Source organism: Microbacterium terricola (genome assembly GCF_027943945.1).
Taxonomy (GTDB): domain Bacteria; phylum Actinomycetota; class Actinomycetes; order Actinomycetales; family Microbacteriaceae; genus Microbacterium; species Microbacterium terricola.
The window spans coordinates 1,537,508-1,560,176 of the sequence record NZ_AP027141.1 but is presented as its reverse complement, the minus strand read 5'-3'; the positions used below and the strand labels follow the sequence as shown (position 1 = coordinate 1,560,176).

Below are 22,669 nucleotides of genomic sequence, written 5' to 3'. Positions count from 1 at the left end.
CGGTCCGCGCTGGCGGCGGACCGCGGGAGAATGGATCCATGGGACGCGGCGACGGCACGGGACGCATCGTCTCGGCCGACGACGCGGACGACAGCGGTGCCGGCATCCTGCATGTCGACATGGACGCGTTCTACGCCTCGGTCGAGGTGCTCGACGACCCGTCGCTGCGCGGCCAGCCGATCATCATCGGGGCCCCGGACTCCCGCTCCGTCGTCTCCAGCGCGTCGTACGAGGCCCGCCGATTCGGGGTGCGCGCCGCGATGCCCGTGGGGCAGGCGCTGCGCCTGTGTCCCACGGCGATCGTGGTGGAGCCGCACTTCGACCGCTATCTCGCCCTCTCCGCCCAGGTGATGGAGATCTTCCGCACGGTCACTCCGCTGGTCGAGCCGCTGTCGATCGACGAGGCCTTCCTCGATGTGCGCGGCGCCCGGCGACTCTGGGGGTCGCCCGGTCAGATCGCGCGGATGCTGCGCGCCCGGGTGCACGACGAGACGGGCCTCACCTGCAGTGTCGGAGCCGCGGCGACGAAGCACGTGGCCAAGATGGCATCGACGATCAGCAAGCCGGACGGGCTGCTGATCGTCGCCGAACGCGACACCGCGGCGTTCCTCGCACCGCGCCCCGTGCGCGCGCTGTGGGGTGTGGGCCCGAAAGCCGCCGAGGCGCTGGAAGGCAGGGGAGTGCGGACGATCGCCGACGTCCTCGACACGCCTCGCGAGGTGCTCGATCGGGCGCTCGGTCCGGCGATGGGCGATCGAGTGTGGCACCTGGCCCGCGGGATCGACGCGCGCACTGTGGAGACGACACGGGTCGAGAAGAGCGTCGGTCACGAGGAGACCTTCCACAGCGACATCGACGACCCCGTCGTGCTCCGCACCGAGCTGCGGCGTCTCGCCGACCGGGTCGGCGCGCGGCTGCGCGAGCACGGCTGGGAAGCGACGACGATCGCGCTCAAGCTGCGCTTCGCCGACTTCACGACCGTCAACCGCTCTCAGACGCTGACGGAGCCGACGGCGGTGGGGCAGCGCATCGGCGAGTCGGCCATCGAGCTGTTCGACCGCATCGATCGTCACCTCCCCGTCCGCCTGGTCGGCGTCCGGGCGGAGCGGCTGCGGGCGACGGGGGTGGCCGCGGCCACACTCTGGGACGACGACGAGGACTGGCGCCGCGTGGAGGGCGCGCTCGACGACGCCGCCGCTCGGTTCGGTCGCGGCGCCGTCACCCGTGCCACGCTGCTGGGCGGCTCCCGTGGCGGGGGCACGCTGCCCTCGCACCCTCGTCCGCCTGCGGGCGACGCGTGATCGCGGCCTGTGCAGGAGGCCGTAGGGCCGGTAGCGTGGGGCCATGCCCAACATCGCACTCGACCTCGGCAAACAGGCCGCATCCTTCGGTGTGAGCGCCGCGTACGGCGAGCAGCAGGACGTCGACGGCGTCCGCATCGTGCCGGTCGCCCTCACCTGGTCCGGATACGGGGGCGGCTCGGACGAATCCGGCAACGGCGGGGGAGGCGGAGGGGGCTGGGCCATCCCGGTCGGCGCCTACGTCCGCCGCGGCGACGACCTTCGGTACGAGCCGAACATCGTCTCACTCCTCGCCGTCGCGGTCCCGTTCGTGTGGGTCGCGGGGCGCGCCTTCAGCCGTGTCATCCGCGCCCTCAAGAAGTAGCAGCGACCCGGTCTCCACGGCGCTCGTCCGCGCCGCCCGCGCGGTGGCCGCCGCCGTGGCGGACGTGGGCGCGACGAATCCGGTCGTGCTGATCGACGGGCGCAGCGGCGCGGGCAAGTCCTCGCTGGCCCGATCCCTGGTGGCGGAGTGGCCCTTGCAAGGGCGCGTGCAGCTCGTCGCGCTCGACGCGCTCTACCCCGGCTGGGGCGGCCTCGAGGCAGGCGTGTCCGAGGCGTTCGAGTCGATCCTCGTTCCGCATGCGCGCGGGATGCTGGGGGTGTGGCAGCGCTGGGACTGGGCGGAGCAGGCGCCGGCAGAGGCGAATGCCGTCGACCCGGCGCTCCCGCTCATCGTCGAGGGGTCAGGCGTGCTCACGGCGCGCACCGCGCGCTTGGGGGATGTGCGGGTCTGGCTCGAGTCGCCCCTGCGGTCGCGCCGGACGCGCGCGCTCGCCCGTGACGGCGAGAGCTACCGGCCGCACTGGGACCAGTGGGCCGCTCAGGAGGACGAGCATGTGCGCCGCGACGAGCCGCGTAGGCTCGCCACCCACGTCTTCGAGATCCCCTGACCGCTACGGGCGGTCGATCGCGCGAACCAGGCCGTCGAGCCGATACCCCACCCAGTCGTAGATCCCGAACCGGGGGTCGCCGTCCGCGTGGTGGTCGTCTTCGTCGATGCCCAGTCGCGTGGCGAGGACGAGTCTGATGGCGGCGAGGGTGCGCAGCCACGCCCGCACTCCATCGGGGTCCAGCACGATGGAGCGCTCCTCGAGCAGTCGGGGGTCGTCCTGCTCGACATCGTTCAGATCCGCGGCGTCGGCCAGCGACTGCTGCACCAGCGCCGCGTCAGCGATCCGCCCATCGCGCAGATCGCCCTCGGTGAGTGCGCGGAACTCGCGCCCTGCCTCCGGGTCGTCGGGATAGGCATCGGGCGAGAGCCGCTCGAAGGCGGGGTCGCGGCGATCGGAGGCAGCCGCACCGGCGAGCAGCTCGGCGAACTGACCCACCAGTCCGCTGAGGTGCGTCGCCTCCAACCTCGACAGCTCGAGCACCACGGGGGGAGGGGTGCTCATGACGGCGCCTTCCGGACGGTGGCCCAGAGGCCGTACTCGTGCATTGCGCGGGTGTGCAGTTCCATCTGCTCCCGGGGGCCCTCCGCCACGACGGCGTGGCCCTCGTGATGGACCGCGAGCATCAGCCGCTCGGCGTGCGGGCGGTCGTAGCCGAAGTACTCCCGGAACACGTGCGACACGTAGCTCATCAGATTGACCGGATCGTTCCACACCACCGTCTGCCAGGGCGTGGATGGGTCGGGTGTCTCCCTCAGACCGAGGTCCTCGTCGATGCGGGGAGAGGCGACCGGCATCATGCCCACCCGAGCTCGTGCAGCCGGTCATCATCGATGCCGTAGAAGTGCGCGATCTCGTGGACGAGCGTGGTGTGGATCTCGTCACGGAGCTCGTCGAGAGTCTCGCACGCGGCGAGGTGGGGCTCTCGATAGACCAGGATGCGGTCGGGCAGCTCGCCGACGCCGTAGCGATCGCGCTCCGTGAGCGCCCAGCCGTCGTAGAGGCCGAGGAGATCGAGGCTGCCGTCGTCCGGGCGATCCTCGACGACGAACACGATATTGTCGAGACCTTCGACCATGTCGTCCGGGAGCCGATCGAGCTCGGAGACGACCAGAGACTCGAACGTCTCAGCATCCATCTGAATCATGTGTGCCATGACCTCGTCATTTGGGGTGAGTAACGGGGCTCGAACCCGCGACATCGGCCACCACAAGGCCGCGCTCTACCAACTGAGCTATACCCACCATGTGCCCACCGGAGCGGACAACCCGACTATTCTCTCACACTCGCGGAGAGAACGACGCCACCGTGGAGGCGGCCGCGGCCTTCGCGTCGTCGCTCGTCGGACCCGGTTCGGCGACGAAGACGGCGGCGCGATAGTAGGCGAGCTCCTGGATGGATTCGAGGATGTCGGCGAGGGCCCGATGTCCTCCGTCCTTCTTGGGAGCGTGGATGTAGGCGCGCGGGTACCAGCGGCGCGAGAGCTCTTTCACGCTGGAGACATCGACGTTGCGGTAGTGCAGCCAGCGGTCGATGCGCGGCATGTACTTCGCGAGGAACATGCGGTCGGTGCCGATCGTGTTGCCCGCCAGCGGCGCTTTGCCCTGCAGGGGGACGAAGCGCTGGATGTACTGCAGCGCCTCGAACTCCGCCTCGGCCACGCTCACGCCGCCTGGGATCTCAGCCAGAAGACCCGACTTCTCGTGCATCGCCGTGACGAAGTCGTTCATATGCTCCAGCGCGGATGCGTCGGGCTTGATCACGATCTGGAACCCGGGGTCGAGGGGGCGCAGCTCGAAGTCGGTCACCACGACCGCGATCTCGACGAGTTCGTCGGCATCGAGATCGAGCCCCGTCATCTCGCAGTCGATCCACACGAGTCGGTCGTTTTCTGTTGCCCCCACCATGGCTCCATCCTACTGACGCGCCCGGACACGGCCGTGCGCGGTGTCGGAGGCACCGTGGAGACTGGGCGAACAGCACCTCGAGGGGGAACGTTGAACGCGACCAAGGGCTGCTACCGGTGCAAGCAGGACCTCCCCGTCTCCCAGTTCAATCGGTGTGGGGCCAACAGCGACGGATTTCATTCATACTGTCGCCGATGCCAGGCGGCCCACTATCAAGAGAATCGCGAACGCCACCTTCTCAACGTCCGCCGCACGGCGCTGCGCCGGAGAGCGCAGATGCGCGAGATGATCGCGGCTCGGTTTCGCACCGGTTGCGTCGATTGCGGCGTCGACAAGACCAGGGCCGCTGCACGCAAACATGACGACGGCACGCCCCTCCGGGAGGATTCGAACCCCCGACCCAGCGGGTAGAAACCGCTCGCTCTGTCCCCTGAGCTACGGAGGGAAGGACGGTTCCAGCCTAGCGTCGACATCCGCCTGACTCATCCCGCGAATACTGGCATCACAGCGCGTCGCGGCGTAGCGTCGTCCTCGTCGGAAGGAGTTCCACGATGAGCACAACCGAGACCCACCACCCGCTCTGGGTCGCGTACGCGACCTCGGGTGTCGTCGGCACGATCCGCAAGGGCGACGAGGGCTACACCGTCACGATGGCGGGCGCCGACGAATCAGCCGGCACGTTCCCGACCATGGAGATCGCGAAGAACGCACTCCACTCACGGCTGGCACCCGGCAGCGACTGGCCGCAGTTCCGGGAGCACTGAGGCGTCAGACCGCGGACTCTGCGGGCTCTGCCCGCGGGCGCGTGCGGGCGCGCGCGGTGTCCAGCGGCGGCAGAGCGAGGTGGACGAGCGGTCCGATCAGCGCCGCGAACAGGACGGTGCCGATGCCGACGGTGCCGCCCAGCACCCAGCCGATCGCGAGAACCGTGAGTTCGACGAGGGCACGGCACAGCCAGATCGGCCAGCCCAGACGACCGTGCAGACCGGTCATCAGTCCGTCCCGGGGCCCCGGCCCGAACCGCGCCCCGATGTACAGCCCCGACGCGAGCGCGACAAGGCCGATTCCCGCGAGCAATGTGGCCAGCTGCGGAAGGAGTCCTCGCGCGGGGGAGAGCACGTCGAGCGCGACCTGCATGCTCGTTCCGACGAGGAGGATGTTCGCGATCGTGCCGATCCCGGGCTTCTGACGCAGCGGGATCCACAGCAGCAGGACGAAGAAGCCCAGGATGTTCGCGATCCAGCCGATCCCGATTCCGGTGTGGATCGAGAGCCCCTGGGCGAGGACGGTCCACGGGTCGACGCCGAGTCCGGCCTCGACGGTCAGAGCGCAGCCGACGCCGTAGAGGACGAGCCCGACGATGAGCTGGATCACGCGTCGTGTCATGGGTCCATTTCAGCGCACAATTGGCTTTGTCCATGCAGTCCAATCTGCGTAGGGTGGCGTGCATGGACTCCCGGATCTCGGCCCGCGCACTCTCTGCGGCCCTCGGTGGCTGGCGCACGCGCGAGCCGGCGTACGAGGCGCTCGCGGACGGGGTGCGTCTCCTCTGCCTCGACAACCGGCTGGCGCCCCGCACCGCCCTCCCGGCCGAACGTGAGCTCGCCGCGGCGCTGGGGCTGAGCCGCAGCACGGTCGCGGCCGCGTATCGCAGCCTCCGCGACACCGGGCACATCGCGAGCCTGCGCGGCTCGGGCAGCGTGACACTGCCGCTGCGCTCGCGCGACCAGGGCCGCACGGTCTCCGACCCCGACGCGATCGACCTGCAGCAGGCGAGCCCGTCCGCGTGGCCGGGCCTCGCGGGCGTGATCACGGATGCTGCCGCCTCCGCGACCTCCCTCGTCTCGCGGGTGGGGTACGACGTCTACGGCAATGCCGCCCTGCGCGAAGCGATCGCCGCCCAGTACTGCGCGCGCGGGATCCCGACGACGCCCGGCGAGGTGATGGTGACCACGGGAGCGCAGAGCGCGATCCACCTGATCGCGTCAGTGCTCCTCGGCCGCGGCGACCGGGCGCTCATCGAGTCCCCGACGTACCCGCACGCCGCGGAGGCCCTGCGCCGCGCCGGCGCGCGCCTCGTCGGCGTTCCGGTGACGACGGGATCCGGCTGGGACCTCGACCGCGCAGAGCAGGCGTTCGCCCGCACCCTGCCGGTGCTGGCCTACCTGATGCCCGATTTCCACAACCCGACGGGAAGGTCGATGTCGGCGCAGGAGCGCGAGACGTTCCTCCGGGCCGGTGAGCGCGCGGGGTCGCTGCTGGTGATCGATGAGACGACGGCCGACCTCGACATCGACCGCGGTCCACGGGAACCGGGGTTCCTGTCGGGTGATCCCACTCTCGTCGTCCGCATCGGCTCCCTCGGCAAGACCGTGTGGGGCGGCCTCCGCGTGGGGTGGATCCGCGCGGACGCCGACCTCATCCGCCGCCTCCTGGCTGCCCGGTCGGCTCACGAACTCGGCACACCGGAGTTCGAGCAGTCCGTCGCCGCGCTGCTCCTCGCCCAGCACCAGGGCATCGTCGCCCAGCGCTCGGAGCTGCTGCGGCTGGGCCGCGACGCACTCGGCGACGCGGTGGCCGAGGCGATGCCGGAGTGGCAGGTGCCGCCGACACACGGCGGGGTCTCGTTCTGGATCGAGCTCGACGCACCGCTCAGCTCCGCACTGGTGATGTCGGCGCGAACGCGGGGTCTCCTGTTGTCGGCCGGACCGCGGTTCTCGGTCGACGGCGGGTACGAGCGGCACCTCCGCCTGCCGTTCACCGCGCCCGTCGACGACCTTCGGCGCGCCGTGGACATCCTCGCGGACAGCTGGCGGGACGCGCGGGCAGGCACCCCCGGGCACGCGCGCGAGCTCTACGATGCCGTGGTCTGATCACCGGGCGTAGCGCAGGCAGTCGACGGCGTCATCGGCCGACCAGAACTCGCCGAGCTCGATGAAGGCGCGCACACCGGAGTGGAAGCGCCGCGCCCGGTAGCGCGCCCCCGATGGTCCGGGTGCGCGCTGGATGTGCCCGAGCACGCGCTGCGCGGAGTCGATCACCCGCCACAGCTGCGGGCCTGCGGCCGCGAGTGTGACGGGCCGGCCACCCGTGACGACGGGGGCCTCGTTGCTGTCGAACCGCACGGTGAGCTGTGCCATGGTTCCTCCTCTGTTTCGAAGATAGGTACGACCACCGACATCACGAAGCCTCCTCCCCAGGCGTCCATCCCGCGGCCCCCTCCCCGGATCCGCCCGCCGTGCGGCCGCGCCCGGTCGTGCGCGACAACGCTTTCTCATGGCGCCGGTGTCCGGTGGGCACCCGGGCACCGGCGCGGGGCGGAGAAGGTCTCCGCCCCGGAGAGGGGATGGACATGTTCGACACGATCACGGTCGTCGGCAACGTCGCGACCGAGCCGCAGTACCGGAGGATGCCGACCGGGGTGGTCGTCACCTCGTTCCGCGTCGCCTGCACGCAGCGCCGCCAGGACAAGGCGACCGGCGCCTGGGCCGACGCCAGCACCAACTGGTTCTCGGCGTCGGCCTATCGAGGGCTGGGGGAGCACGTCCACGGGTCGCTCCACAAGGGTGACCGCGTGATCCTGACCGGCAAGCTCAGGGTGCGCAACTGGGAGGCCGGCGAGAAGCGCGGCACGAGCGTCGAGATCGACGTGGATGCGATCGGCCACGACCTGCTGTGGGGCACATCGCGCTTCACGAAGGATGCGGCGTCGCGTGAGGACGCCCAGCCCGCGCCCGAGGCCGAGTGGCCGTCGGCCGCCCCCGGCGATTGGGGCGCGCCCGCGGGCGAGCAGGCGGGAGGCGCGCCGGCCGGGGAATCCGCGGAGGAGCAGTCCGACGCCCCGGCGCCGGCCGAGCCGGCCTACATCTGAGCTGGGCGGGCCGGCCGGCGGCGCGGGCTGTCGGTGGATCGGCGGGGCCTAGACTCGAGGCGTGCCCCGCCGATCCGAAGCCCGACGTTCCGCGCGGGCCGGCTTGGGTCTTCCCGGAGCGCTGCTGCTCGTCTCGATGCTGGCTCTGACCGCCTGCGCGCCGACGGCCGAGCCCGTCCCGACGGCATCGTCGACGCCCACTCCGACGCGGAGCGCCACGGCATCGGCCACCCCGACACCGACGCCCACGGGTGTCGGCCTCGTCCCCGAGGGAAGCGCCGACGACAACCTGCCGCTCTTCAGCGAGGTGGTCGAAGACGTCTGGGCGTCCGACGACAAGGTCTCCGGCCGTGCGTACATCGATGCGCTCATCGCCGCGGGCTTCGACAAGTCCGCGATGCAGGTGACCGAAGACGAGAGCACTGTCGGCAACCCGGCGGAGAGCATCCAGTTCTCGGTCCGGTGGGGCGACGAGTGCCTGGTCGGGCAGGTCGGCCCGGCGACGGGCGATCCCGTGGTCGTCGTCCTGCCAGGACTCGACGCCGGGGGCTGTCTCGTCGGCAACACGCGGCCCATCGACTGGTGACGCCGGGCGCGGGCCGCGCCGGGGGAGTGCGGTGCTGCTCGACGGTAGGCTAGGAGGCTGACGTCGTCGCGCAAGAGGAGAACGCAGAGCTCATGGCCGAATATATCTACCAGATGGTCCGCGCCCGCAAGGCGGTCGGCGACAAGGTCATCCTCGACGATGTCACGATGGCGTTCCTCCCCGGCGCGAAGATCGGCGTGGTCGGCCCCAACGGGGCGGGCAAGTCGACGATCCTGAAGATCATGGCCGGACTCGACCAGCCCTCCAACGGTGAGGCCAAGCTCAGCCCCGGCTACAGCGTCGGCATCCTGATGCAGGAGCCCGAGCTCGACGAGGACAAGACCGTCCTCGAGAACGTGCAGCAGGGCGTCGGGCCGATCAAGGGGAAGCTCGACCGCTTCAACGAGATCTCCGGTCTGATGGCCGACCCCGATGCGGACTTCGATGCCCTCCTCGCCGAGATGGGGACGCTCCAGGAGGAGATCGACGCCGCTGACGCCTGGGACCTCGACTCCCAGCTCGAGCAGGCGATGGACGCCCTGCGCACCCCTCCGTCCGAGGCGATCGTCGGCAACCTCTCCGGTGGTGAGAAGCGCCGCGTCGCGCTGTGCAAGCTCCTGCTGCAGAAGCCCGACCTGCTGCTGCTCGACGAGCCCACGAACCACCTCGACGCCGAGAGCGTCCTGTGGCTCGAGCAGCACCTCGCCAAGTACCCCGGCGCCGTCCTGGCCGTCACGCACGACCGGTACTTCCTCGACCACGTCGCGGAATGGATCTGCGAGGTCGACCGCGGTCGCCTCTACCCGTACGAGGGCAACTACTCGACCTACCTGGAGAAGAAGCAGGAGCGACTGCAGGTCCAGGGCAAGAAAGACGCGAAGCTCGCCAAGCGGCTGGCCTCCGAGCTCGAGTGGGTGCGCAGCAACGCCAAGGGCCGCCAGACCAAGTCGAAGTCGCGCCTCGCCCGGTACGAGGAGATGGCAGCGGAGGCCGAGCGCACCAGGAAGCTCGATTTCGAGGAGATCCAGATCCCGCCGGGGCCGCGCCTCGGTCAGCTCGTGCTCGAGACGAAGAACCTGAAGAAGGGCTTCGGCGACCGCGTCCTGATCGACGGGCTCTCGTTCAGCCTGCCCCGCAACGGCATCGTCGGCATCATCGGACCGAACGGCGTGGGCAAGACCACGCTCTTCAAGACGATCGTCGGCCTCGAGCCGGCAGACGCTGGCGAGGTCAAGATCGGCGAGACCGTCGAGATCTCGTACGTCGACCAGACCCGCGGCGGCATCGACCCCAACAAGAACCTGTGGGAGGTCGTGTCCGACGGCCTGGACTGGATCCAGGTCGGAAAGGTCGAGATCCCCTCGCGCGCGTACGTGTCGCAGTTCGGCTTCAAGGGGCCCGATCAGCAGAAGAAGGCGGGCGTGCTCTCCGGTGGAGAGCGCAACCGCTTGAACCTCGCCCTCACGCTCAAGCAGGGCGGCAACCTCCTGCTCCTCGACGAACCGACCAACGACCTGGATGTCGAGACCCTCGGCAGCCTCGAGAACGCACTGCTCGAGTTCCCCGGCTGTGCGGTGGTCATCACCCACGACCGGTGGTTCCTCGACCGGATCGCGACGCACATCCTCGCCTATGAGGGCACCGAAGAGGAGCCGGACAAGTGGTACTGGTTCGAGGGCAACTTCGAGGCATACGAGGAGAACAAGATCTCGCGCCTCGGCGCCGATGCGGCCAAGCCGCACCGCTCCACCTACCGCAAGCTCACGCGTGACTGAGCGTCTCCACATCCCGATCCCGCTGCGGTGGGGCGACCTCGACGCGTTCAACCATGTGAACAACACGTCGATGCTGAAGCTGCTCGAAGAGGCGCGCGTGCGCGCCTTCTGGAAGCCGCTGCCCGGCGAGACGGCTCCGCCGACGGCGGTGCTCGACTCCGGGATCGCCAGCGGGGTGCTCACGCTGATCGCCCGCCAGGAGATCGAGTACCTCGCCCCGGTGCCGTATCAGCGCGATCCCCTCGACGTGCAGATCTGGTTCAGCCGCCTCGGCGGCTCGAGCATCGAGGTCTGCTACGAGGTGTGCAGCCCGCTCGAGACGGCGCAGGGGCGGACACAGGACGTGTACGCCAGGGCGACCACTGTCGTCGTCAAGGTGGACGCCGCCTCCGGGCGGCCGCTGCGGCTCACCCCGGAGGAGCGCGCCGTGTGGGAGCCGTTCCTCGGCGAGCCCCTCGCCTACGCCCACCGGCGCTGACGGCCGGGAGGCCTCAGTCCGCGTCGGGGATGCGGACCATGATCTCCTGCGCGACGCTGGCCAGCAGCTGGCCGTCGCGCGTGTAGATGCGCCCGGTCGCCAGACCTCGGCCGCCCCGCGCACTGGGGGACTCCTGCACGTACAGGATCCAGTCCTCGACACGAGCGGGCCGATGCCACCACATGGCGTGATCGAGGCTCGCGACCTTCAGACCGGGAGTCGTCCAGGCGATCCCGTGCGCGCGCAGGATCGACTCCTGGATGGTGAGGTCGCTCAGGTACGCGAGCGTCGCGCGGTGGACCTCAGGGTCATCGGGCAGCGGTCGTCGCATCCGCATCCAGACCGCCTGGCGCGGCTGCCGATCGCCGTCGACGGTGAGATAGATCGGCGACGGCACATGCCGCAGGTCGGCTGGCCGATCGGTGAACAGGCGCTTGGAGACGGGATGCAGACCCGTGAGGTTCTGCTCGAAGTCGGGCAGGTCCTCGGGCGCGGGGATCCCATCGGGAAGGGGCTCATGGTGCTCGAGCCCCGGATCCTCGTCCTGGAACGACGCGATCATCGAGAAGATCGGCACGCCGTCCTGGAACGCCTGCGTGCGCCGGGTCGAGAACGAGCGTCCGTCATGGATGCGATCCACGGCGAAGGTGATGCCCATCGCCGAGTCGCCCGGGCGCAGGAAGTAGCCGTGCATCGAGTGCGCGGCGCGTCCTTCCGGGGTCGTCCGGCCCGCGGCCACGATCGCCTGCGCGAGCACTTGCCCGCCGAAGACGCGCCCCAGCGGCATCGCCTGCGAGCGGCCGGTGAAGATGTCCTCGGTCGTCCGCGCGTCCGAGCCGGCGAGATCGAGGACCTGCAGTAGTGCGGCGACGGGGTCGGCCTCTGGCTCGGGTGACGGGTGCACCTTGGTAGTTTAGGGCGGATGTCTCAGCGCCTGATCTTCGTCGATGCCGCAGCCGCCGCCGATGCCCTCACCTTCGCCGGCCGTGCCCGCACCGTCGGGGACGGAGCGGTGCGGCTCCGCGCAGAGCACGGCACGCTCGCGATGACCGCGGCGCCGCTCGCCCCGCGCGGACTGTTCGACAGCACGCCCACCGTCCTCGCGCTGCGGGCGGTGCACGTCGACCCGGAGCTCGTCTGCGACCTCGTGGTCGACGCATCCGCACTGGCCCCCGCCGACGACGACGCCGCTGCGCTCGTGCTGCCGGAGACCGCTCAGTCGCCCGCGTGGGCGGGCGTCTCGCCGCCGCGGGGCGGGTGGGCGCAGGGCGCCGCCCTGCCCGCGTCGCTGCTCGCCGCGCGCGCCCAGTTCGGCATCGCCATGGTCGCCGAGGCCATGCCGGCCGATCCGGGCGAGGACGTGGTTCGCGTGATCCGTGCGGATGTCTGGGGTGCGGTCGACGAGCAGCTCCACGGGCTTCCGCTCGGCGCGGCGTTCGCCGCCTTCACGATGGGCTTCATCGCGGGCGAGGAGGACGCGCGCGTGCTGACCTCGGGCGCCTGGACGCGGCTCACGCTGGCGCGTGGCCACGTCCTCGTCCGCGGACCGCAGCGGGTGGGTCTGACGGCCGTGCGGGCGACCGGCGCGTCCGGCTAGATCGCGCGCGCGGCCGAGCGCCCGGCGGTCCGCCCGGAGAACAGGCACCCTCCGAGGAACGTGCCCTCGAGCGCTCGGTATCCGTGCACGCCGCCGCCGCCGAAGCCGCTCGCCTCGCCTGCCGCGTAGAGGCCGGGGATCGGCTCGACCCCGTCGACGACCACCCGGCCGTCGAGATCGGTCTCGATGCCGCCGAGCGACTTGCGCGTGACAACATGCAGCTTGACGGCGATGAGCGGTCCCGACTTCGGGTCGAGAATGCGATGCGGCGTCGCCGTGCGGATGAGCTTGTCTCCCCGGAATGCCCGCGCGGAGCGCAGCATGGCGATCTGAGCGTCCTTCGTGAAATCGTTGTCCACCTCGCGGTCGCGGGCCTCGACCTCGAGCCGCACCAGTTCGCCGTCGAGGGCGTCGCCGCCCGGGAGTGCACGCATGCCGGCGATGAGGTCGTCGAGATTGTCGCGGACGACGAAGTCGACGCCGTTGTCCATGAACGCCTGCACCGGGCCGGACGCGCCCTTGCCCAGGCGCGACTTGATCAGCAGCTGCATGTCCTTGCCGGTCAGGTCGGGGTTCTGCTCGCTGCCCGAGAGCGTGAACTCCTTCTCGATGATCTTCTGGGAGAGCACGAACCAGGAGTGGTCGTAGCCGGTCTCCCGCAGGTGGGCGAGCGTGCCGAGCGTGTCGTACCCGGGGAAGAGCGGCACGGGCAGACGCTTGCCGGTCGCGTCGAGCCACACCGACGAGGGACCCGGAAGGATGCGGATGCCGTGCTGAGGCCAGACCGGGTCCCAGTTCTGGATGCCCTCGACGTAGTGCCACATGCGGTCGCCATTGATGAAGCGGGCGCCGGCGGCCTCCGCGACCGGATACATGGAGCCGTCGACGTAGGCCGGGACGCCGGTGATCATCGACTCCGGTGCAGCTCCGAGGCGAGCCGGCCACTGCCGGCGGACCATCGTGTGGTTGCCGCCGATGCCGCCGGAGGAGACGACGGTCGCGGCGGCGGTGACCTCGAAGTCGCCGACCACCTCGCGGGAGGTGGCGACGCCGCGCACCGCGCCGGAGGGCGCCAGCACGTCACCGGCCGCGCCGGTGACCGTCCCGTCGACCATCGTGAGCGCGGTCACGCGGTGGCGGGGCAGGATCGTGACCCTGCCCTCGGCCTCGGCGATCTCGAGTGCCGCCTGGAACGGCGCGACGACGCCCGGACCGGTGCCCCACGTCACGTGGAAGCGCGGCACGGAGTTGCCCGGCCCGATGGCGGTGTATCCGCCCCGCTCGGCCCAGCCCACGATCGGGAAGAATCCGACGCCGCGCTCGCGCAGCCACGACCGCTTCTCGGTGTGCGCGAACTGCAGGTAGGCCTCCGCCCAGCGGCGCGGCCACGCATCCTCTTCACGGTCGAACCCGGCGCTGCCGAACCAGTCCTGCCGCGCCAGATCGAGGGAGTCCTTGATCCCCAGCCGGCGCTGCTCGGGAGAGTCGATGAAGAAGAGCCCTCCGAACGACCACCAGGCCTGACCGCCCAGATTGGTGCGGGGCTCCTGGTCGACGATCACCACCTTCTTGCCGAGTGCTGCCGCTTCTCCTGCGGCGACGAGACCGGCCAGGCCCCATCCGATCACGAGCAGATCGGCGGAGTGGGTGGTGGTTGTGGTCATGGCGACTCCTTCGTCGTCGGGGTGAGGGGGATGTCGGTGGCGGCGCGCCCCTGCGCGGCCGGACCGATGCCGGTGGGTTCGAAGGTGTTCACCATCGCGAAAGCGGCACGCTGGAGATAATCCCACAGCGTGGCCTCATGCAGCGGCGGCAGCTCGAGCGTGTCGACCGCGGCGCGCATGTGCTGCAGCCAGCGGTCGCGCGCGTCCGGGTTGACGTGGAACGGCTGGTGGCGCATCCGCAGCCGCGGATGCCCGCGCTGCTCGCTGTAGGTGGCTGGTCCGCCCCAGTACTGCTCGAGGAACATCGTGAGGCGCTCACGTGCCGGCCCGAGGTCCTCCTCGGGGTACATCGGCTTCAGCACCTCGTCGCCCGCGACGCCGCGATAGAACTCGTCAACCAGGCGCACGAAGGTGTCGTGGCCGCCGACCTCGTCGTAGAAGCTGAGCGGCTCGTCGCTCATGGTGTGCCCTCGTCGTCTGACCCGCCCGGGCCCGGCGTGCCACTCCCCGCATCGGTGGCGGCGGCATCCGTCGGCTTCTTGCGCGGGGTCCGCTTCGGCTTCCACACGGGGCGTTCGGCCACCTGGGTGGGGGTGGGCTTCGTCTTCGGCGGGTTCGCGCCGCGCACGCGCTGCGCCCCCTCGATGCCGGTGAGCACGATCGAGTTCAGGGCCGGCAGAGTCAGCCCGAGCTCGTCGACGGCGTGCTTGAGGCGCATCCGCAGCTCTCGCGCCACGTCGTCCTTCGCGCTCGCCCTGGTCTTCACGACGATGCGGATCACCAACGCGTCGCCGGAGATGGACTCGAGGCCCCACACCTCGGGCTTCTCGATGACGCGGGTGCGCCACTTCGGATCGGCCGCGAGGCCCTCCGCTGCGGCCAGCAGCGCCTTCTCCACCTCGTCCACCTGGGCGTCCGCCGGCACTGCGAGGTCGACGATGGCGCGGGCCCAGCCCTGCGACATGTTGCCGATCCGCGTGATCTCGCCGTTGCGGACGTACCAGAGGGTGCCGTTCACGTCGCGCACGTGCGTGATGCGCACGCTGACGTACTCGACGACACCCGTCGCCAATCCGAGGTCGACGACGTCGCCGATCCCCACCTGGTCCTCGGCGACGATGAAGATCCCGTTGAGCACGTCCTTGACGATGTTCTGCGCGCCGAAGCCGAGACCCGCGCCGATGGCGGCGCTGAGCAGCGCGAACGAGCCGAGCACGCTCGGATCGATCACGTTGACGATCAGGATGAGCGCGATGATGACGATCGTCACGTTCACGATGTTCTGCAGGATCGAGCCGAGCGTGCGTGTGCGCTGGACCAGCCGCACTGCAGCCAAGGGCGACCGATCCAGCGCCTGCGTGTCATCCACGTTGGCCTTGGACTTCGCACCACTGACGATGCGCCGCACCACGCGGGCGATGATCAGCCGGAGGAGCCACGCGACGACGAACGCGCCGACGATGATGCCGGCGACGCCGAGGGACTTGTATCCCAGGGGCACCAGCACCGACCCGACGCTCTCCCAGAACGTCGGGTCGGCTCCGTCCGCGGTCTCTGCGAAGAACATGTCCATCGTCCGGATCCTCTGGTCGTGCGGCTGTGCGTGAGGGGAGGGCTACTGCGCGTCGCGCTCCTGCACCGCGAGCGCACGCTCGACACCGGCGAGGTTCTCGTTCACCAGGCGTCGCAGGGCTGCGGGCGCGTCCGCGTTCGCGGCGAGCCACGCGCGGGTCGCGTCACGCAGCTCGCGGTTCGCGAGCGCGGCCGGGTACAGCCCGGCGATGAGGTACTCGGCGATCTTGTAGCTGCGCGACTCCCACACCGGCAGCAGCATGTCGAAGTATCGCGGCACGAACTCGCCGAGCAGGTCGACACCGGCGGGGTGGGTGAATCCGAGCGCGGCGGAGCGGACGATCGTGTTCGGCAGGTCGTCGCGGTCGACCAGCGACGCCCACGCGGCCTGCTTCGCCGCCGCCGACGGCAGCGCCGCCTTTGCCTGAGCCGCGAACTCGCCGCCCTTGGCCGTGTTGTCAGCGGCCAGCGCGGCGTCGATGTCCTCGGCGCTCACGCGTCCACCCGCGGCGAGCGAGACCAGCAGCTGCCAGGACAGGTCGGTGTCGATCGCGAGCCCGTCGAAGGCGATCTCGCCGTCGCGCACCTGGCGGACGGTGTCCCAGTGCGCCGACGTCGATGCGGCGGACGCGAACGCCGTCACGAACTGCAGCTGGCTGTCGCTGCCGGGGGCTGCGGCATTCGCCAGGGCCCACAGGCCGTCGGCCACCTTCGCGCGGGCCCGGTCGCGCGTGGCCGGGTCGACGTAGGCGTTCGCGGCGAGCTGCAGCTGGGCGAGGGTCGTGCGGACCGTCGTCGACTCGGTCTCCGTGCCGATGTTGCGCAGCACGAGGTCGAGGTACGCGGTCGCAGAGGCCTCAGCATCCCGCGTCTGATCCCAGGCGGCGCCCCAGACGAGCGAGCGCGCCAGCGGGTCGCTGATGCCGGCGAGGTGGTCGACAGCCGTGTGCAGGGAGCGCTCGTCGAGGCGGATCTTCGCGTAGGCGAGGTCCTCGTCGTTGAGCAGGATCAGATCGGGCTGAGCGAGCCCCTTCAGCTCGGGCACCTCGGTGAGGTCGCCGTCAACGTCGAGCTCGACGTAGTGGCTGCGCTCGAGCGTCTGGCCGGACAGGGTGTAGAAGCCGACGCCGAGACGGTGCGGACGGATCGTCGGGTAGTCCGCCGGCGCCGTCTGGACGATCGCGAACCGGGTGAGTGTGCCGTCGCCCGACACGGAGATCGCCGGGGCGAGCGTGTTGACCCCCGCGGTCTCGAGCCACTTCTTCGACCAGCCGCTGAGGTCGCGGCCGCTCGTGGTCTCGAGTTCGCCGAGCAGGTCGCCGAGCTCGGTGTTCGAGTACGCGTGCTTCTTGAAATACTGCGAGACGCCGGCGAAGAACTGCTCGATGCCGACCCACGCGGCGAGCTGCTTGAGGACCGAGCCGCCCTTCGCGTAGGTGATGCCGTCGAAGTTGACCTGCACGTCCTCGAGGTCGTTGATCTCGGCGACGACCGGGTGCGTCGACGGCAGCTGGTCCTGGCGGTACGCCCAGGTCTTCTCCATCGCGTTGAACGTCGTCCACGCCTCGGTCCACTCGGTGGCCTCTGCCGTGGCGATCGTGGACGCCCACTCGGCGAACGACTCGTTCAGCCAGAGGTCGTTCCACCACTTCATCGTGACGAGGTCGCCGAACCACATGTGGGCCAGCTCGTGCAGGATCGTGACGACGCGACGCTCCTTGACCGCGTCGGTGACCTTGCTGCGGAACACATAGGTCTCGGTGAAGGTCACCGCACCCGCGTTCTCCATGGCGCCGGCGTTGAACTCGGGCACGAACAGCTGGTCGTACTTGGCGAACGGGTACGGGTAGTCGAACTTCTCCTCGTAGTACGCGAAGCCCTCACGCGTCTTGTCGAAGATGTAGTCGGCGTCGAGGAACTGCCACAGGCTCTTGCGGCCGTAGACGCCGAGCGGGATGGTGCGCCCCGACGCGCTGGTCAGCTCGGAGAAGGTCGCCTCGTAGGGGCCGGCGATGAGCGCCGTGATGTACGACGAGATGACCGGAGTGGGCTCGAACGCCCACGTGGCGGTGTCGCCGTCGACCGCGGGGGTCGGAGTCGGCGAGTTCGAGATGACCTTCCATGCGGCCGGTGCGGTGACCGTGAAGCGGAACGTGGCCTTGAGGTCGGGCTGCTCGAACACGGCGTACATGCGCCGCGAGTCGGGCACCTCGAACTGGGAGTACAGGTAGACCTCGTCGTCGACGGGATCGACGAAGCGGTGCAGGCCCTCACCCGTGTTCGTGTAGAGGCAGTCGGCGTCGACGACGAGCTCGTTCTGCTCGGCGAGGCCGTCGAGGGCGATGCGTGAGTCGGCGAAGGCCGACGCAGGATCGATCGACACGCCGTTCAGGGTGATCTCGCGCACGTCGCGGGCGATCAGGTCGATGAACGTCGACGCGCCAGGCGTCGCGGAGAAGTGGATCGTCGTGCGCGAGGCGAAGACCTCGGCGCCCTTCGTCAGATCCAGCACGACGTCGTACGACTCCGTCGAGACGATCGCGCGGCGCTCCTGCGCCTCGATGCGGGTGAGGTTCTCTCCAGGCACTGCGTTGCTCCCATGGGTGAGGACGAAGCGGTCGCGGATCGGCGCGGATGGCGTCGGCGACAACCCGTCCAGCCTACGCGGTGCGCGTCCGCGGCGACGGATCGCGCACCCGCCGCGATCCCTAGGATGGGAGCATGCGCATCCACATCGCGACCGATCACGCGGGCCTCGAGTTCTCGACGCAGCTGCAGCACCACCTGGCCGCCCAGGGCCACGAGGTCATCGATCACGGTCCCGTCGAGTACGACGCGCAGGACGACTACCCGGCATTCTGCATCCGCGCGGCGCAGGCCGTCGCCCGCGACCAGGCCGCCGGTCTCGACGCGCTCGGCGTCGTGTTCGGCGGCTCCGGCAACGGTGAGCAGATCGCCGCGAACAAGGTGGCCGGCATCCGCGCGGCGCTGGTGTGGAGCATCGCCACGGCTGAGCTCGCCCGCGAGCACAACGACGCGAACGTGATCTCGATCGGCGCGCGCCAGCACACGTTCGACGAGGCCTCCGCGTTCATCGACCGGTTCGTCGCCACGCCGTTCACCGGCGACGAGCGGCACGTGCGGCGCATCGCGCAGCTCGCGGCGTACGAGACCGATGGCTCCCTCGAGCCCGACCCCCGTGCCGTCGTCGGACAGCCCGATGTGCTGGCCGCGACGGACAGCTCGTTCGATCCAGAAGCCGGCTGATGCCCGAGGGGCACTCCGTCCACCGCATCGCCCGTCAGTTCGACCGAAACTTCGTCGGGCGCAGCGTCCGCGCCTCCTCACCGCAGGGACGCTTCGCCGAAGGCGCAGCCGTCATCGACGGCCGAGAGGCGGTCGAGGTGCGCGCCGTCGGCAAGCAGATGTTCCTCGCGTTCGACGGCGACCTGTGGCTGCGGATCCACCTCGGCATGTACGGCGCGTGGGACTTCGCGGGCGAGATCCTGGTGGACCCGACCATCGCATCCGCGAACGGGCGCATGGGCCAGACCAACCAGCGCGGCACCGACATCGACAGGGTGATGGATGCGGCGGGGGAGAACTCCCTGACCTCGATCGGGGCACCGCGCCGGACCCGCGTGCATGTGCGCATGTCGGAGCAGACGACCGGGTTGGCGGACGACGCGGACGAGTGGCCGCCGCCGGTGGTCGGCCAGGTGCGTCTGCGCCTGCTCGCCGAGCAGACGTGCGCTGACCTCCGCGGCCCGACCGCGTGTCAGCTCCAGAGCCCTCATGAGGTCGCCGCGACCATCGCCAAGCTCGGACCCGACCCCCTCGTCGACGACCTGGCCGAGGGCGAGGAGCGCTTCACCGCGGTCGTGCGCCGCAAGCCCACGCCGATCGGGCTGCTGCTGATGGACCAGGCGGTGGTCAGCGGGATCGGGAACGTGTACCGCGCCGAGCTGCTCTTCCGTGCCCGCCTCGACCCGCACACGCCCGGCCGTGACGTCCCGGAGGAGGTCGTGCGCGAGCTCTGGCGCGACTGGACGCGTCTGCTGGCGATCGGCGTCGAGACGGGCCAGATGATGACGATGGACGGCCTGTCGGCGGGCGACTATCGCAAGGCGATGGCGCACCGCGATGACCGACACTGGGTCTACCACCGCGCGGGGCTGCCGTGCCGGGTGTGCGGCACGCAGATCGTGCTGGAGGAGATGGGCGCCCGCAAGCTGTACTGGTGCCCGTCCTGCCAGCGCTGAAGGAGACGAATCATGCGCCAGAATCCGAGTTTCGCGATGACCGACGTCGCCGAGCTGCGCCGCCTCATCGCGCAGAATCCGTGGGTGACGCTGGTGAGCAGCACGCCCGAAGGGCTCGTCGCGTCGCACTACGCCGTCCTGCTCGACGATGACCGCGACGACCTCACCATCGTCGGGCACGTCGGCAAGCCCGACGATCTGATCCACGGGCTGGGGGAGCGTGAGCTGCTCGTGGTCGTGCAGGGCCCGCACGGCTACATCTCGCCCGGCTGGTACGGCGAGGTAGCGAACGTGCCGACGTGGAACTTCGTGTCAGCCCATCTGACGGGCGTGCCCGAGATCCTCTCACCGGAGGAGAACCTGCGCGTGCTCGACCGTCTCGTCGCGCACTTCGAGAGCGGACGTGAGGACCCGCGGCTGCTGTGGGAGCGGCCGAACGACGCGGACTTCGTGCGCCGGCTGGAGAAGGGCACCGTCGGATTCCGCCTGACTCCCACCAGGGTGGTGGCCAAGCGGAAGCTCAGTCAGAACAAGTCGCCCGAGGTCGTCGACACGATCATCATGGAGCTCTCCGAGGGCGGCTCCGCACCGAATCCCGCCCTGGCCGCCGAGATGGCACGGGCCCGCGACGCGAGGGTGACCCCACGATGACGACGATCGGCGACCAGGTCGGCACGATCCGCGGTGCCCGAGTGGCCGGTGCGGGCCGCGAGATGCTGCCGCATGACGGACTCTTCGACATCTTCATCACGGGCGGCCGGATCACCGACATCGCGCCCACCGCCGCCCTGAAACCCGTCGGTCCCGTGCTCGACGCCGACGGCACCTGGCTCGTGCCCGGGCTGTGGGACCACCATGTGCACACCGTGCAGTGGGCCCTCGTCGCGCAGCGGACCGATCTCGGCGGCGCGCGCTCGGCGGCGGAGGCCGCGTCGATCATGGCGACCGCCCCCCTGCTCGCCGACGGGCGCCGCATCGGCACGGGATTCCGCGACGCGTTCTGGCCGGACGCGCCGAGCCTCGATCTGCTCGACGGCGCGACCGGCGAGGTGCCGACCTATCTGATCAACGCGGATGTCCACAGCGTCTGGCTGAACAGCGCAGCGCTGCGCCGAGAGGGCCACCCCGCCGTCGGGGACGGGATGCTGCGCGAGGCGCCGGCATTCGAGATCTCGCGGCGGCTGAACGAGGTGGAACCCGCGGTCGGCGACCGCCTCGTCGCCGAGATGGCGCAGGATGCGGCGGCCCGCGGGATCGTCGGGCTCGTCGACCTCGACATGGCCTGGAACGCCTCGGCGTGGCGCCGTCGGCTCGATGGCGGATTCGACACGCTGCGCGCCGAGTTCGGGATCTACCCCGACCTGCTCGATCGGGCGATCGCCGAAGGCCTTCGTTCGGGGGATGCGGTGGCCACGGCATCCGATCTGGTGCGCGTCGGCTCGCTCAAGGTGATCACCGACGGATCGCTGGGCACCCGCACCGCGGCGTGCTCGCACCCGTACCCCGGTGACCCCCACAACCACGGCATGCTGACCGTGCCGCCCGCCGAGCTGCTCGAGCTGATGACGCGGGCGACCGCGAACGGGCTGTCGTGCGCCATCCACGCGATCGGCGATGTGGCGAACTCGCACGCGCTCGACGCCTTCGGCGTCACCGGCGCGACCGGCACGATCGAGCACGCGCAGCTGGTCGCGCACGCCGACATCCCGCGCTTCGCTCGGCTCGGCGTCGGCGCGAGCGTGCAGCCGGAGCACGCCGTCGACGACCGCGACCTCACCGACACGATCTGGGCGGAGCAGACCGCCGTGCCGTACCCGCTGCGGATGCTCGCCGACGCGGGGGCGAACCTGCTGTTCGGCTCGGACGCGCCGGTCTCGCCCCTCGACCCGTGGGCGGCGATGGCCGCCGCCGTGTTCCGCACGCGCGACGGACGGCCCGCCTGGCACCCGGAGCAGGGGCTCTCCATCGACACGGCACTGGCGGCATCCACCCGCGGAGGGTCGCGATCCGGGGCGCGCATCGAGCCCGGGGCGATCGCGGACCTGGCGCTGTGCGCTGCAGATCCGCTCACGGCCGACGAGATCTCGCTGCGCGGCATGGAGGTCACCGCGACCCTGCTCGGCGGCCGGGTCACGCACGCCGCGTAGCCGACCGGCACGACGAAGCCCCCCGGGTGCACCGGGGGGCTTTGTCGTCAGCGCGGACTACTCGGCGAGGTGCGCCGAGAGGAACCAGCGGTCCTTCTCGAGGCCGGCCTTGATGCCGATCACGATGTCCTGGCTGGTGAGGTCGATCTCGTCGAGTCCGTCGATCGCCGCCTGCACGTCGACGAGGATGACGTCGATGTCGGCGACGATGTCGCGGACCGTCTCGTCCCACTGCGTGAACCCGGCGCCGATGGCCGAAGGCGTCGCCTTCTGGGCGATCGTCGCGAGGCGCGCGTCGATCGGCAGACCGAGGGCGACGATGCGCTCCGCGGCCTCGTCGGAGGCAGCCTGCGCGTGGTCCACGACCGTGTCGAGCAGCTCGTGGATCGAGAGGAAGTTGGTGCCGCGGACGTTCCAGTGGGCCTGCTTGCCGTTGACGACGAGGGCCTGGAGTCCGAGGACGACGGGGGTGAGGAACTGCGCGGTTCCGGCAGCCACGGTCGGGTCGGCGGCGGTGGCGGAAATGGTGTGGTTCTTCGTCATGGTTCTGTCTCCATCCAGCAGCGACGTGCCTAGG

At 70.3% G+C, this 22,669-nt stretch carries 26 protein-coding genes and 2 tRNA genes; 14 read left to right on the top strand and 14 right to left on the bottom strand.

Annotated features, from left to right (window positions below):
* Positions 1-38 precede the first annotated feature (38 nt).
* Genes dinB through Microterr_RS07345 form a run of 3 tightly spaced genes read left to right on the top strand, consistent with a single transcriptional unit; the run spans position 39 to position 2,233 of the window.
* Entirely contained in the window at positions 39-1,301 is a 1,263-nt protein-coding gene (gene dinB / locus Microterr_RS07355; protein ID WP_263798624.1) for a DNA polymerase IV, read from the top strand.
* 43 nt (positions 1,302-1,344) lie between these two features.
* Complete coding sequence (locus Microterr_RS07350) at positions 1,345-1,665, top strand: hypothetical protein (RefSeq protein ID WP_263798625.1); 321 nt, start codon at positions 1,345-1,347, stop codon at positions 1,663-1,665.
* Complete coding sequence (locus Microterr_RS07345; protein ID WP_263798626.1) at positions 1,640-2,233, top strand: nucleoside/nucleotide kinase family protein; 594 nt, start codon at positions 1,640-1,642, stop codon at positions 2,231-2,233. The genes Microterr_RS07350 and Microterr_RS07345 overlap by 26 nt, the downstream gene beginning before the upstream one ends.
* A 3-nt stretch (positions 2,234-2,236) precedes the next feature.
* On the opposite strand, the gene Microterr_RS07340 is transcribed toward Microterr_RS07345, so the two are convergent.
* From Microterr_RS07340 to Microterr_RS07315, 6 genes are all read right to left on the bottom strand, one after another.
* Positions 2,237-2,737 carry a DUF2017 domain-containing protein gene (locus Microterr_RS07340; RefSeq protein WP_263798627.1) on the bottom strand — a complete coding sequence of 167 codons (501 nt, stop codon included), beginning with the start codon at positions 2,735-2,737 and terminating at the stop codon, positions 2,237-2,239.
* A complete protein-coding gene (gene clpS, locus Microterr_RS07335) occupies positions 2,734-3,039 on the bottom strand; it encodes an ATP-dependent Clp protease adapter ClpS (RefSeq protein WP_425560953.1) in 306 nt (101 codons plus the stop codon). The genes Microterr_RS07340 and clpS overlap by 4 nt, the downstream gene beginning before the upstream one ends.
* Complete coding sequence (locus tag Microterr_RS07330; RefSeq protein WP_263798808.1) at positions 3,030-3,380, bottom strand: metallopeptidase family protein; 351 nt, start codon at positions 3,378-3,380, stop codon at positions 3,030-3,032. The genes clpS and Microterr_RS07330 overlap by 10 nt, the downstream gene beginning before the upstream one ends.
* Positions 3,381-3,401: 21 nt before the next feature.
* Positions 3,402-3,477: transfer RNA gene (locus Microterr_RS07325), tRNA-His, on the bottom strand.
* A gap of 36 nt (positions 3,478-3,513) precedes the next feature.
* Positions 3,514-4,140: an oligoribonuclease gene (gene orn / locus Microterr_RS07320; protein ID WP_263798629.1), complete on the bottom strand. Its 627-nt coding sequence runs from the start codon at positions 4,138-4,140 to the stop codon at positions 3,514-3,516.
* 372 nt (positions 4,141-4,512) lie between these two features.
* Positions 4,513-4,585: transfer RNA gene (locus Microterr_RS07315), tRNA-Arg, on the bottom strand.
* Positions 4,586-4,691: 106 nt separating this feature from the next.
* Here Microterr_RS07315 and Microterr_RS07310 point away from each other — a divergent pair.
* Positions 4,692-4,904 carry a methyltransferase gene (locus tag Microterr_RS07310; RefSeq protein ID WP_263798630.1) on the top strand — a complete coding sequence of 71 codons (213 nt, stop codon included), beginning with the start codon at positions 4,692-4,694 and terminating at the stop codon, positions 4,902-4,904.
* A gap of 4 nt (positions 4,905-4,908) precedes the next feature.
* On the opposite strand, the gene yczE is transcribed toward Microterr_RS07310, so the two are convergent.
* Positions 4,909-5,526 (bottom strand): membrane protein YczE, encoded by a 618-nt coding sequence (gene yczE / locus Microterr_RS07305; protein WP_263798631.1) that lies wholly within the window; start codon positions 5,524-5,526, stop codon positions 4,909-4,911.
* A 62-nt stretch (positions 5,527-5,588) separates the two neighbouring features.
* On the opposite strand from yczE, the gene yczR reads away from it, so the two are divergent.
* The gene (gene yczR, locus Microterr_RS07300) at positions 5,589-7,013 is read left to right on the top strand and encodes a MocR-like transcription factor YczR (protein WP_263798632.1); all 1,425 of its coding nucleotides are present in this window, start codon (positions 5,589-5,591) and stop codon (positions 7,011-7,013) included.
* Here the strand turns inward: yczR and Microterr_RS07295 are convergent, their stop codons facing one another.
* Positions 7,014-7,280: a hypothetical protein gene (locus Microterr_RS07295; protein WP_263798633.1), complete on the bottom strand. Its 267-nt coding sequence runs from the start codon at positions 7,278-7,280 to the stop codon at positions 7,014-7,016.
* 212 nt (positions 7,281-7,492) lie between these two features.
* On the opposite strand from Microterr_RS07295, the gene ssb reads away from it, so the two are divergent.
* The 4 genes from ssb (at position 7,493) to Microterr_RS07275 (ending at position 10,850) form a co-directional block, all read left to right on the top strand.
* Entirely contained in the window at positions 7,493-8,011 is a 519-nt protein-coding gene (ssb, locus tag Microterr_RS07290) for a single-stranded DNA-binding protein (protein ID WP_263798634.1), read from the top strand.
* Positions 8,012-8,072: 61 nt separating this feature from the next.
* The gene (locus tag Microterr_RS07285; RefSeq protein ID WP_263798635.1) at positions 8,073-8,597 is read left to right on the top strand and encodes a DUF6993 domain-containing protein; all 525 of its coding nucleotides are present in this window, start codon (positions 8,073-8,075) and stop codon (positions 8,595-8,597) included.
* Positions 8,598-8,689: 92 nt separating this feature from the next.
* The gene (gene ettA, locus Microterr_RS07280) at positions 8,690-10,372 is read left to right on the top strand and encodes an energy-dependent translational throttle protein EttA (protein ID WP_263798636.1); all 1,683 of its coding nucleotides are present in this window, start codon (positions 8,690-8,692) and stop codon (positions 10,370-10,372) included.
* A complete protein-coding gene (locus Microterr_RS07275; protein ID WP_263798637.1) occupies positions 10,365-10,850 on the top strand; it encodes an acyl-CoA thioesterase in 486 nt (161 codons plus the stop codon). The genes ettA and Microterr_RS07275 overlap by 8 nt, the downstream gene beginning before the upstream one ends.
* A 13-nt stretch (positions 10,851-10,863) precedes the next feature.
* Here the strand turns inward: Microterr_RS07275 and Microterr_RS07270 are convergent, their stop codons facing one another.
* Complete coding sequence (locus Microterr_RS07270) at positions 10,864-11,754, bottom strand: acyl-CoA thioesterase (RefSeq protein ID WP_263798638.1); 891 nt, start codon at positions 11,752-11,754, stop codon at positions 10,864-10,866.
* A gap of 18 nt (positions 11,755-11,772) precedes the next feature.
* Here Microterr_RS07270 and Microterr_RS07265 point away from each other — a divergent pair, with 18 nt between their 5' ends.
* Complete coding sequence (locus tag Microterr_RS07265) at positions 11,773-12,447, top strand: DUF8185 domain-containing protein (protein ID WP_263798639.1); 675 nt, start codon at positions 11,773-11,775, stop codon at positions 12,445-12,447.
* Here Microterr_RS07265 and Microterr_RS07260 read toward each other — a convergent pair.
* From Microterr_RS07260 to pepN, 4 genes are read right to left on the bottom strand one after another with little or no spacing between them, the layout of a single operon-like run.
* Positions 12,444-14,111, bottom strand: coding sequence for an FAD-binding dehydrogenase (locus Microterr_RS07260; RefSeq protein ID WP_263798640.1), 1,668 nt, complete (start codon positions 14,109-14,111; stop codon positions 12,444-12,446). The genes Microterr_RS07265 and Microterr_RS07260 overlap by 4 nt on opposite strands.
* A complete protein-coding gene (locus tag Microterr_RS07255) occupies positions 14,108-14,572 on the bottom strand; it encodes a globin (protein ID WP_263798641.1) in 465 nt (154 codons plus the stop codon). The genes Microterr_RS07260 and Microterr_RS07255 overlap by 4 nt, the downstream gene beginning before the upstream one ends.
* Positions 14,569-15,678, bottom strand: coding sequence for a mechanosensitive ion channel family protein (locus tag Microterr_RS07250; RefSeq protein ID WP_404810198.1), 1,110 nt, complete (start codon positions 15,676-15,678; stop codon positions 14,569-14,571). The genes Microterr_RS07255 and Microterr_RS07250 overlap by 4 nt, the downstream gene beginning before the upstream one ends.
* A gap of 48 nt (positions 15,679-15,726) precedes the next feature.
* The gene (pepN, locus tag Microterr_RS07245; RefSeq protein ID WP_263798809.1) at positions 15,727-18,270 is read right to left on the bottom strand and encodes an aminopeptidase N; all 2,544 of its coding nucleotides are present in this window, start codon (positions 18,268-18,270) and stop codon (positions 15,727-15,729) included.
* 134 nt (positions 18,271-18,404) lie between these two features.
* Here pepN and Microterr_RS07240 point away from each other — a divergent pair, with 134 nt between their 5' ends.
* Genes Microterr_RS07240 through Microterr_RS07225 form a run of 4 tightly spaced genes read left to right on the top strand, consistent with a single transcriptional unit; the run spans position 18,405 to position 22,092 of the window.
* Positions 18,405-18,950 (top strand): ribose-5-phosphate isomerase, encoded by a 546-nt coding sequence (locus Microterr_RS07240; protein ID WP_263798643.1) that lies wholly within the window; start codon positions 18,405-18,407, stop codon positions 18,948-18,950.
* Complete coding sequence (locus Microterr_RS07235; RefSeq protein ID WP_263798644.1) at positions 18,950-19,945, top strand: Fpg/Nei family DNA glycosylase; 996 nt, start codon at positions 18,950-18,952, stop codon at positions 19,943-19,945. Before Microterr_RS07240 ends, Microterr_RS07235 begins: the two co-directional genes overlap by 1 nt.
* A 12-nt stretch (positions 19,946-19,957) precedes the next feature.
* A complete protein-coding gene (locus tag Microterr_RS07230) occupies positions 19,958-20,596 on the top strand; it encodes an FMN-binding negative transcriptional regulator (protein WP_263798645.1) in 639 nt (212 codons plus the stop codon).
* Positions 20,593-22,092 (top strand): amidohydrolase, encoded by a 1,500-nt coding sequence (locus Microterr_RS07225; RefSeq protein ID WP_263798646.1) that lies wholly within the window; start codon positions 20,593-20,595, stop codon positions 22,090-22,092. The genes Microterr_RS07230 and Microterr_RS07225 overlap by 4 nt, the downstream gene beginning before the upstream one ends.
* Before the next feature lie 57 nt (positions 22,093-22,149).
* On the opposite strand, the gene Microterr_RS07220 is transcribed toward Microterr_RS07225, so the two are convergent.
* Positions 22,150-22,635, bottom strand: coding sequence for a Dps family protein (locus Microterr_RS07220; protein WP_263798647.1), 486 nt, complete (start codon positions 22,633-22,635; stop codon positions 22,150-22,152).
* Positions 22,636-22,669 lie beyond the last annotated feature (34 nt).

Coding starts and splice junctions, on each gene's coding strand:
- dinB (WP_263798624.1), top strand. CDS start 39: ATGGGACGCGGCGACGGCACGGGACGCATCGTCTCGGCCGACGACGCG.
- Microterr_RS07350 (WP_263798625.1), top strand. CDS start 1,345: ATGCCCAACATCGCACTCGACCTCGGCAAACAGGCCGCATCCTTCGGT.
- Microterr_RS07340 (WP_263798627.1), bottom strand. CDS start 2,737: ATGAGCACCCCTCCCCCCGTGGTGCTCGAGCTGTCGAGGTTGGAGGCG.
- Microterr_RS07330 (WP_263798808.1), bottom strand. CDS start 3,380: ATGATTCAGATGGATGCTGAGACGTTCGAGTCTCTGGTCGTCTCCGAG.
- orn (WP_263798629.1), bottom strand. CDS start 4,140: ATGGTGGGGGCAACAGAAAACGACCGACTCGTGTGGATCGACTGCGAG.
- Microterr_RS07310 (WP_263798630.1), top strand. CDS start 4,692: ATGAGCACAACCGAGACCCACCACCCGCTCTGGGTCGCGTACGCGACC.
- yczE (WP_263798631.1), bottom strand. CDS start 5,526: ATGACACGACGCGTGATCCAGCTCATCGTCGGGCTCGTCCTCTACGGC.
- yczR (WP_263798632.1), top strand. CDS start 5,589: ATGGACTCCCGGATCTCGGCCCGCGCACTCTCTGCGGCCCTCGGTGGC.
- Microterr_RS07295 (WP_263798633.1), bottom strand. CDS start 7,280: ATGGCACAGCTCACCGTGCGGTTCGACAGCAACGAGGCCCCCGTCGTC.
- ssb (WP_263798634.1), top strand. CDS start 7,493: ATGTTCGACACGATCACGGTCGTCGGCAACGTCGCGACCGAGCCGCAG.
- ettA (WP_263798636.1), top strand. CDS start 8,690: ATGGCCGAATATATCTACCAGATGGTCCGCGCCCGCAAGGCGGTCGGC.
- Microterr_RS07265 (WP_263798639.1), top strand. CDS start 11,773: ATGTCTCAGCGCCTGATCTTCGTCGATGCCGCAGCCGCCGCCGATGCC.
- Microterr_RS07260 (WP_263798640.1), bottom strand. CDS start 14,111: ATGACCACAACCACCACCCACTCCGCCGATCTGCTCGTGATCGGATGG.
- Microterr_RS07255 (WP_263798641.1), bottom strand. CDS start 14,572: ATGAGCGACGAGCCGCTCAGCTTCTACGACGAGGTCGGCGGCCACGAC.
- Microterr_RS07250 (WP_404810198.1), bottom strand. CDS start 15,678: ATGTTCTTCGCAGAGACCGCGGACGGAGCCGACCCGACGTTCTGGGAG.
- Microterr_RS07240 (WP_263798643.1), top strand. CDS start 18,405: ATGCGCATCCACATCGCGACCGATCACGCGGGCCTCGAGTTCTCGACG.
- Microterr_RS07235 (WP_263798644.1), top strand. CDS start 18,950: ATGCCCGAGGGGCACTCCGTCCACCGCATCGCCCGTCAGTTCGACCGA.
- Microterr_RS07230 (WP_263798645.1), top strand. CDS start 19,958: ATGCGCCAGAATCCGAGTTTCGCGATGACCGACGTCGCCGAGCTGCGC.
- Microterr_RS07225 (WP_263798646.1), top strand. CDS start 20,593: ATGACGACGATCGGCGACCAGGTCGGCACGATCCGCGGTGCCCGAGTG.
- Microterr_RS07220 (WP_263798647.1), bottom strand. CDS start 22,635: ATGACGAAGAACCACACCATTTCCGCCACCGCCGCCGACCCGACCGTG.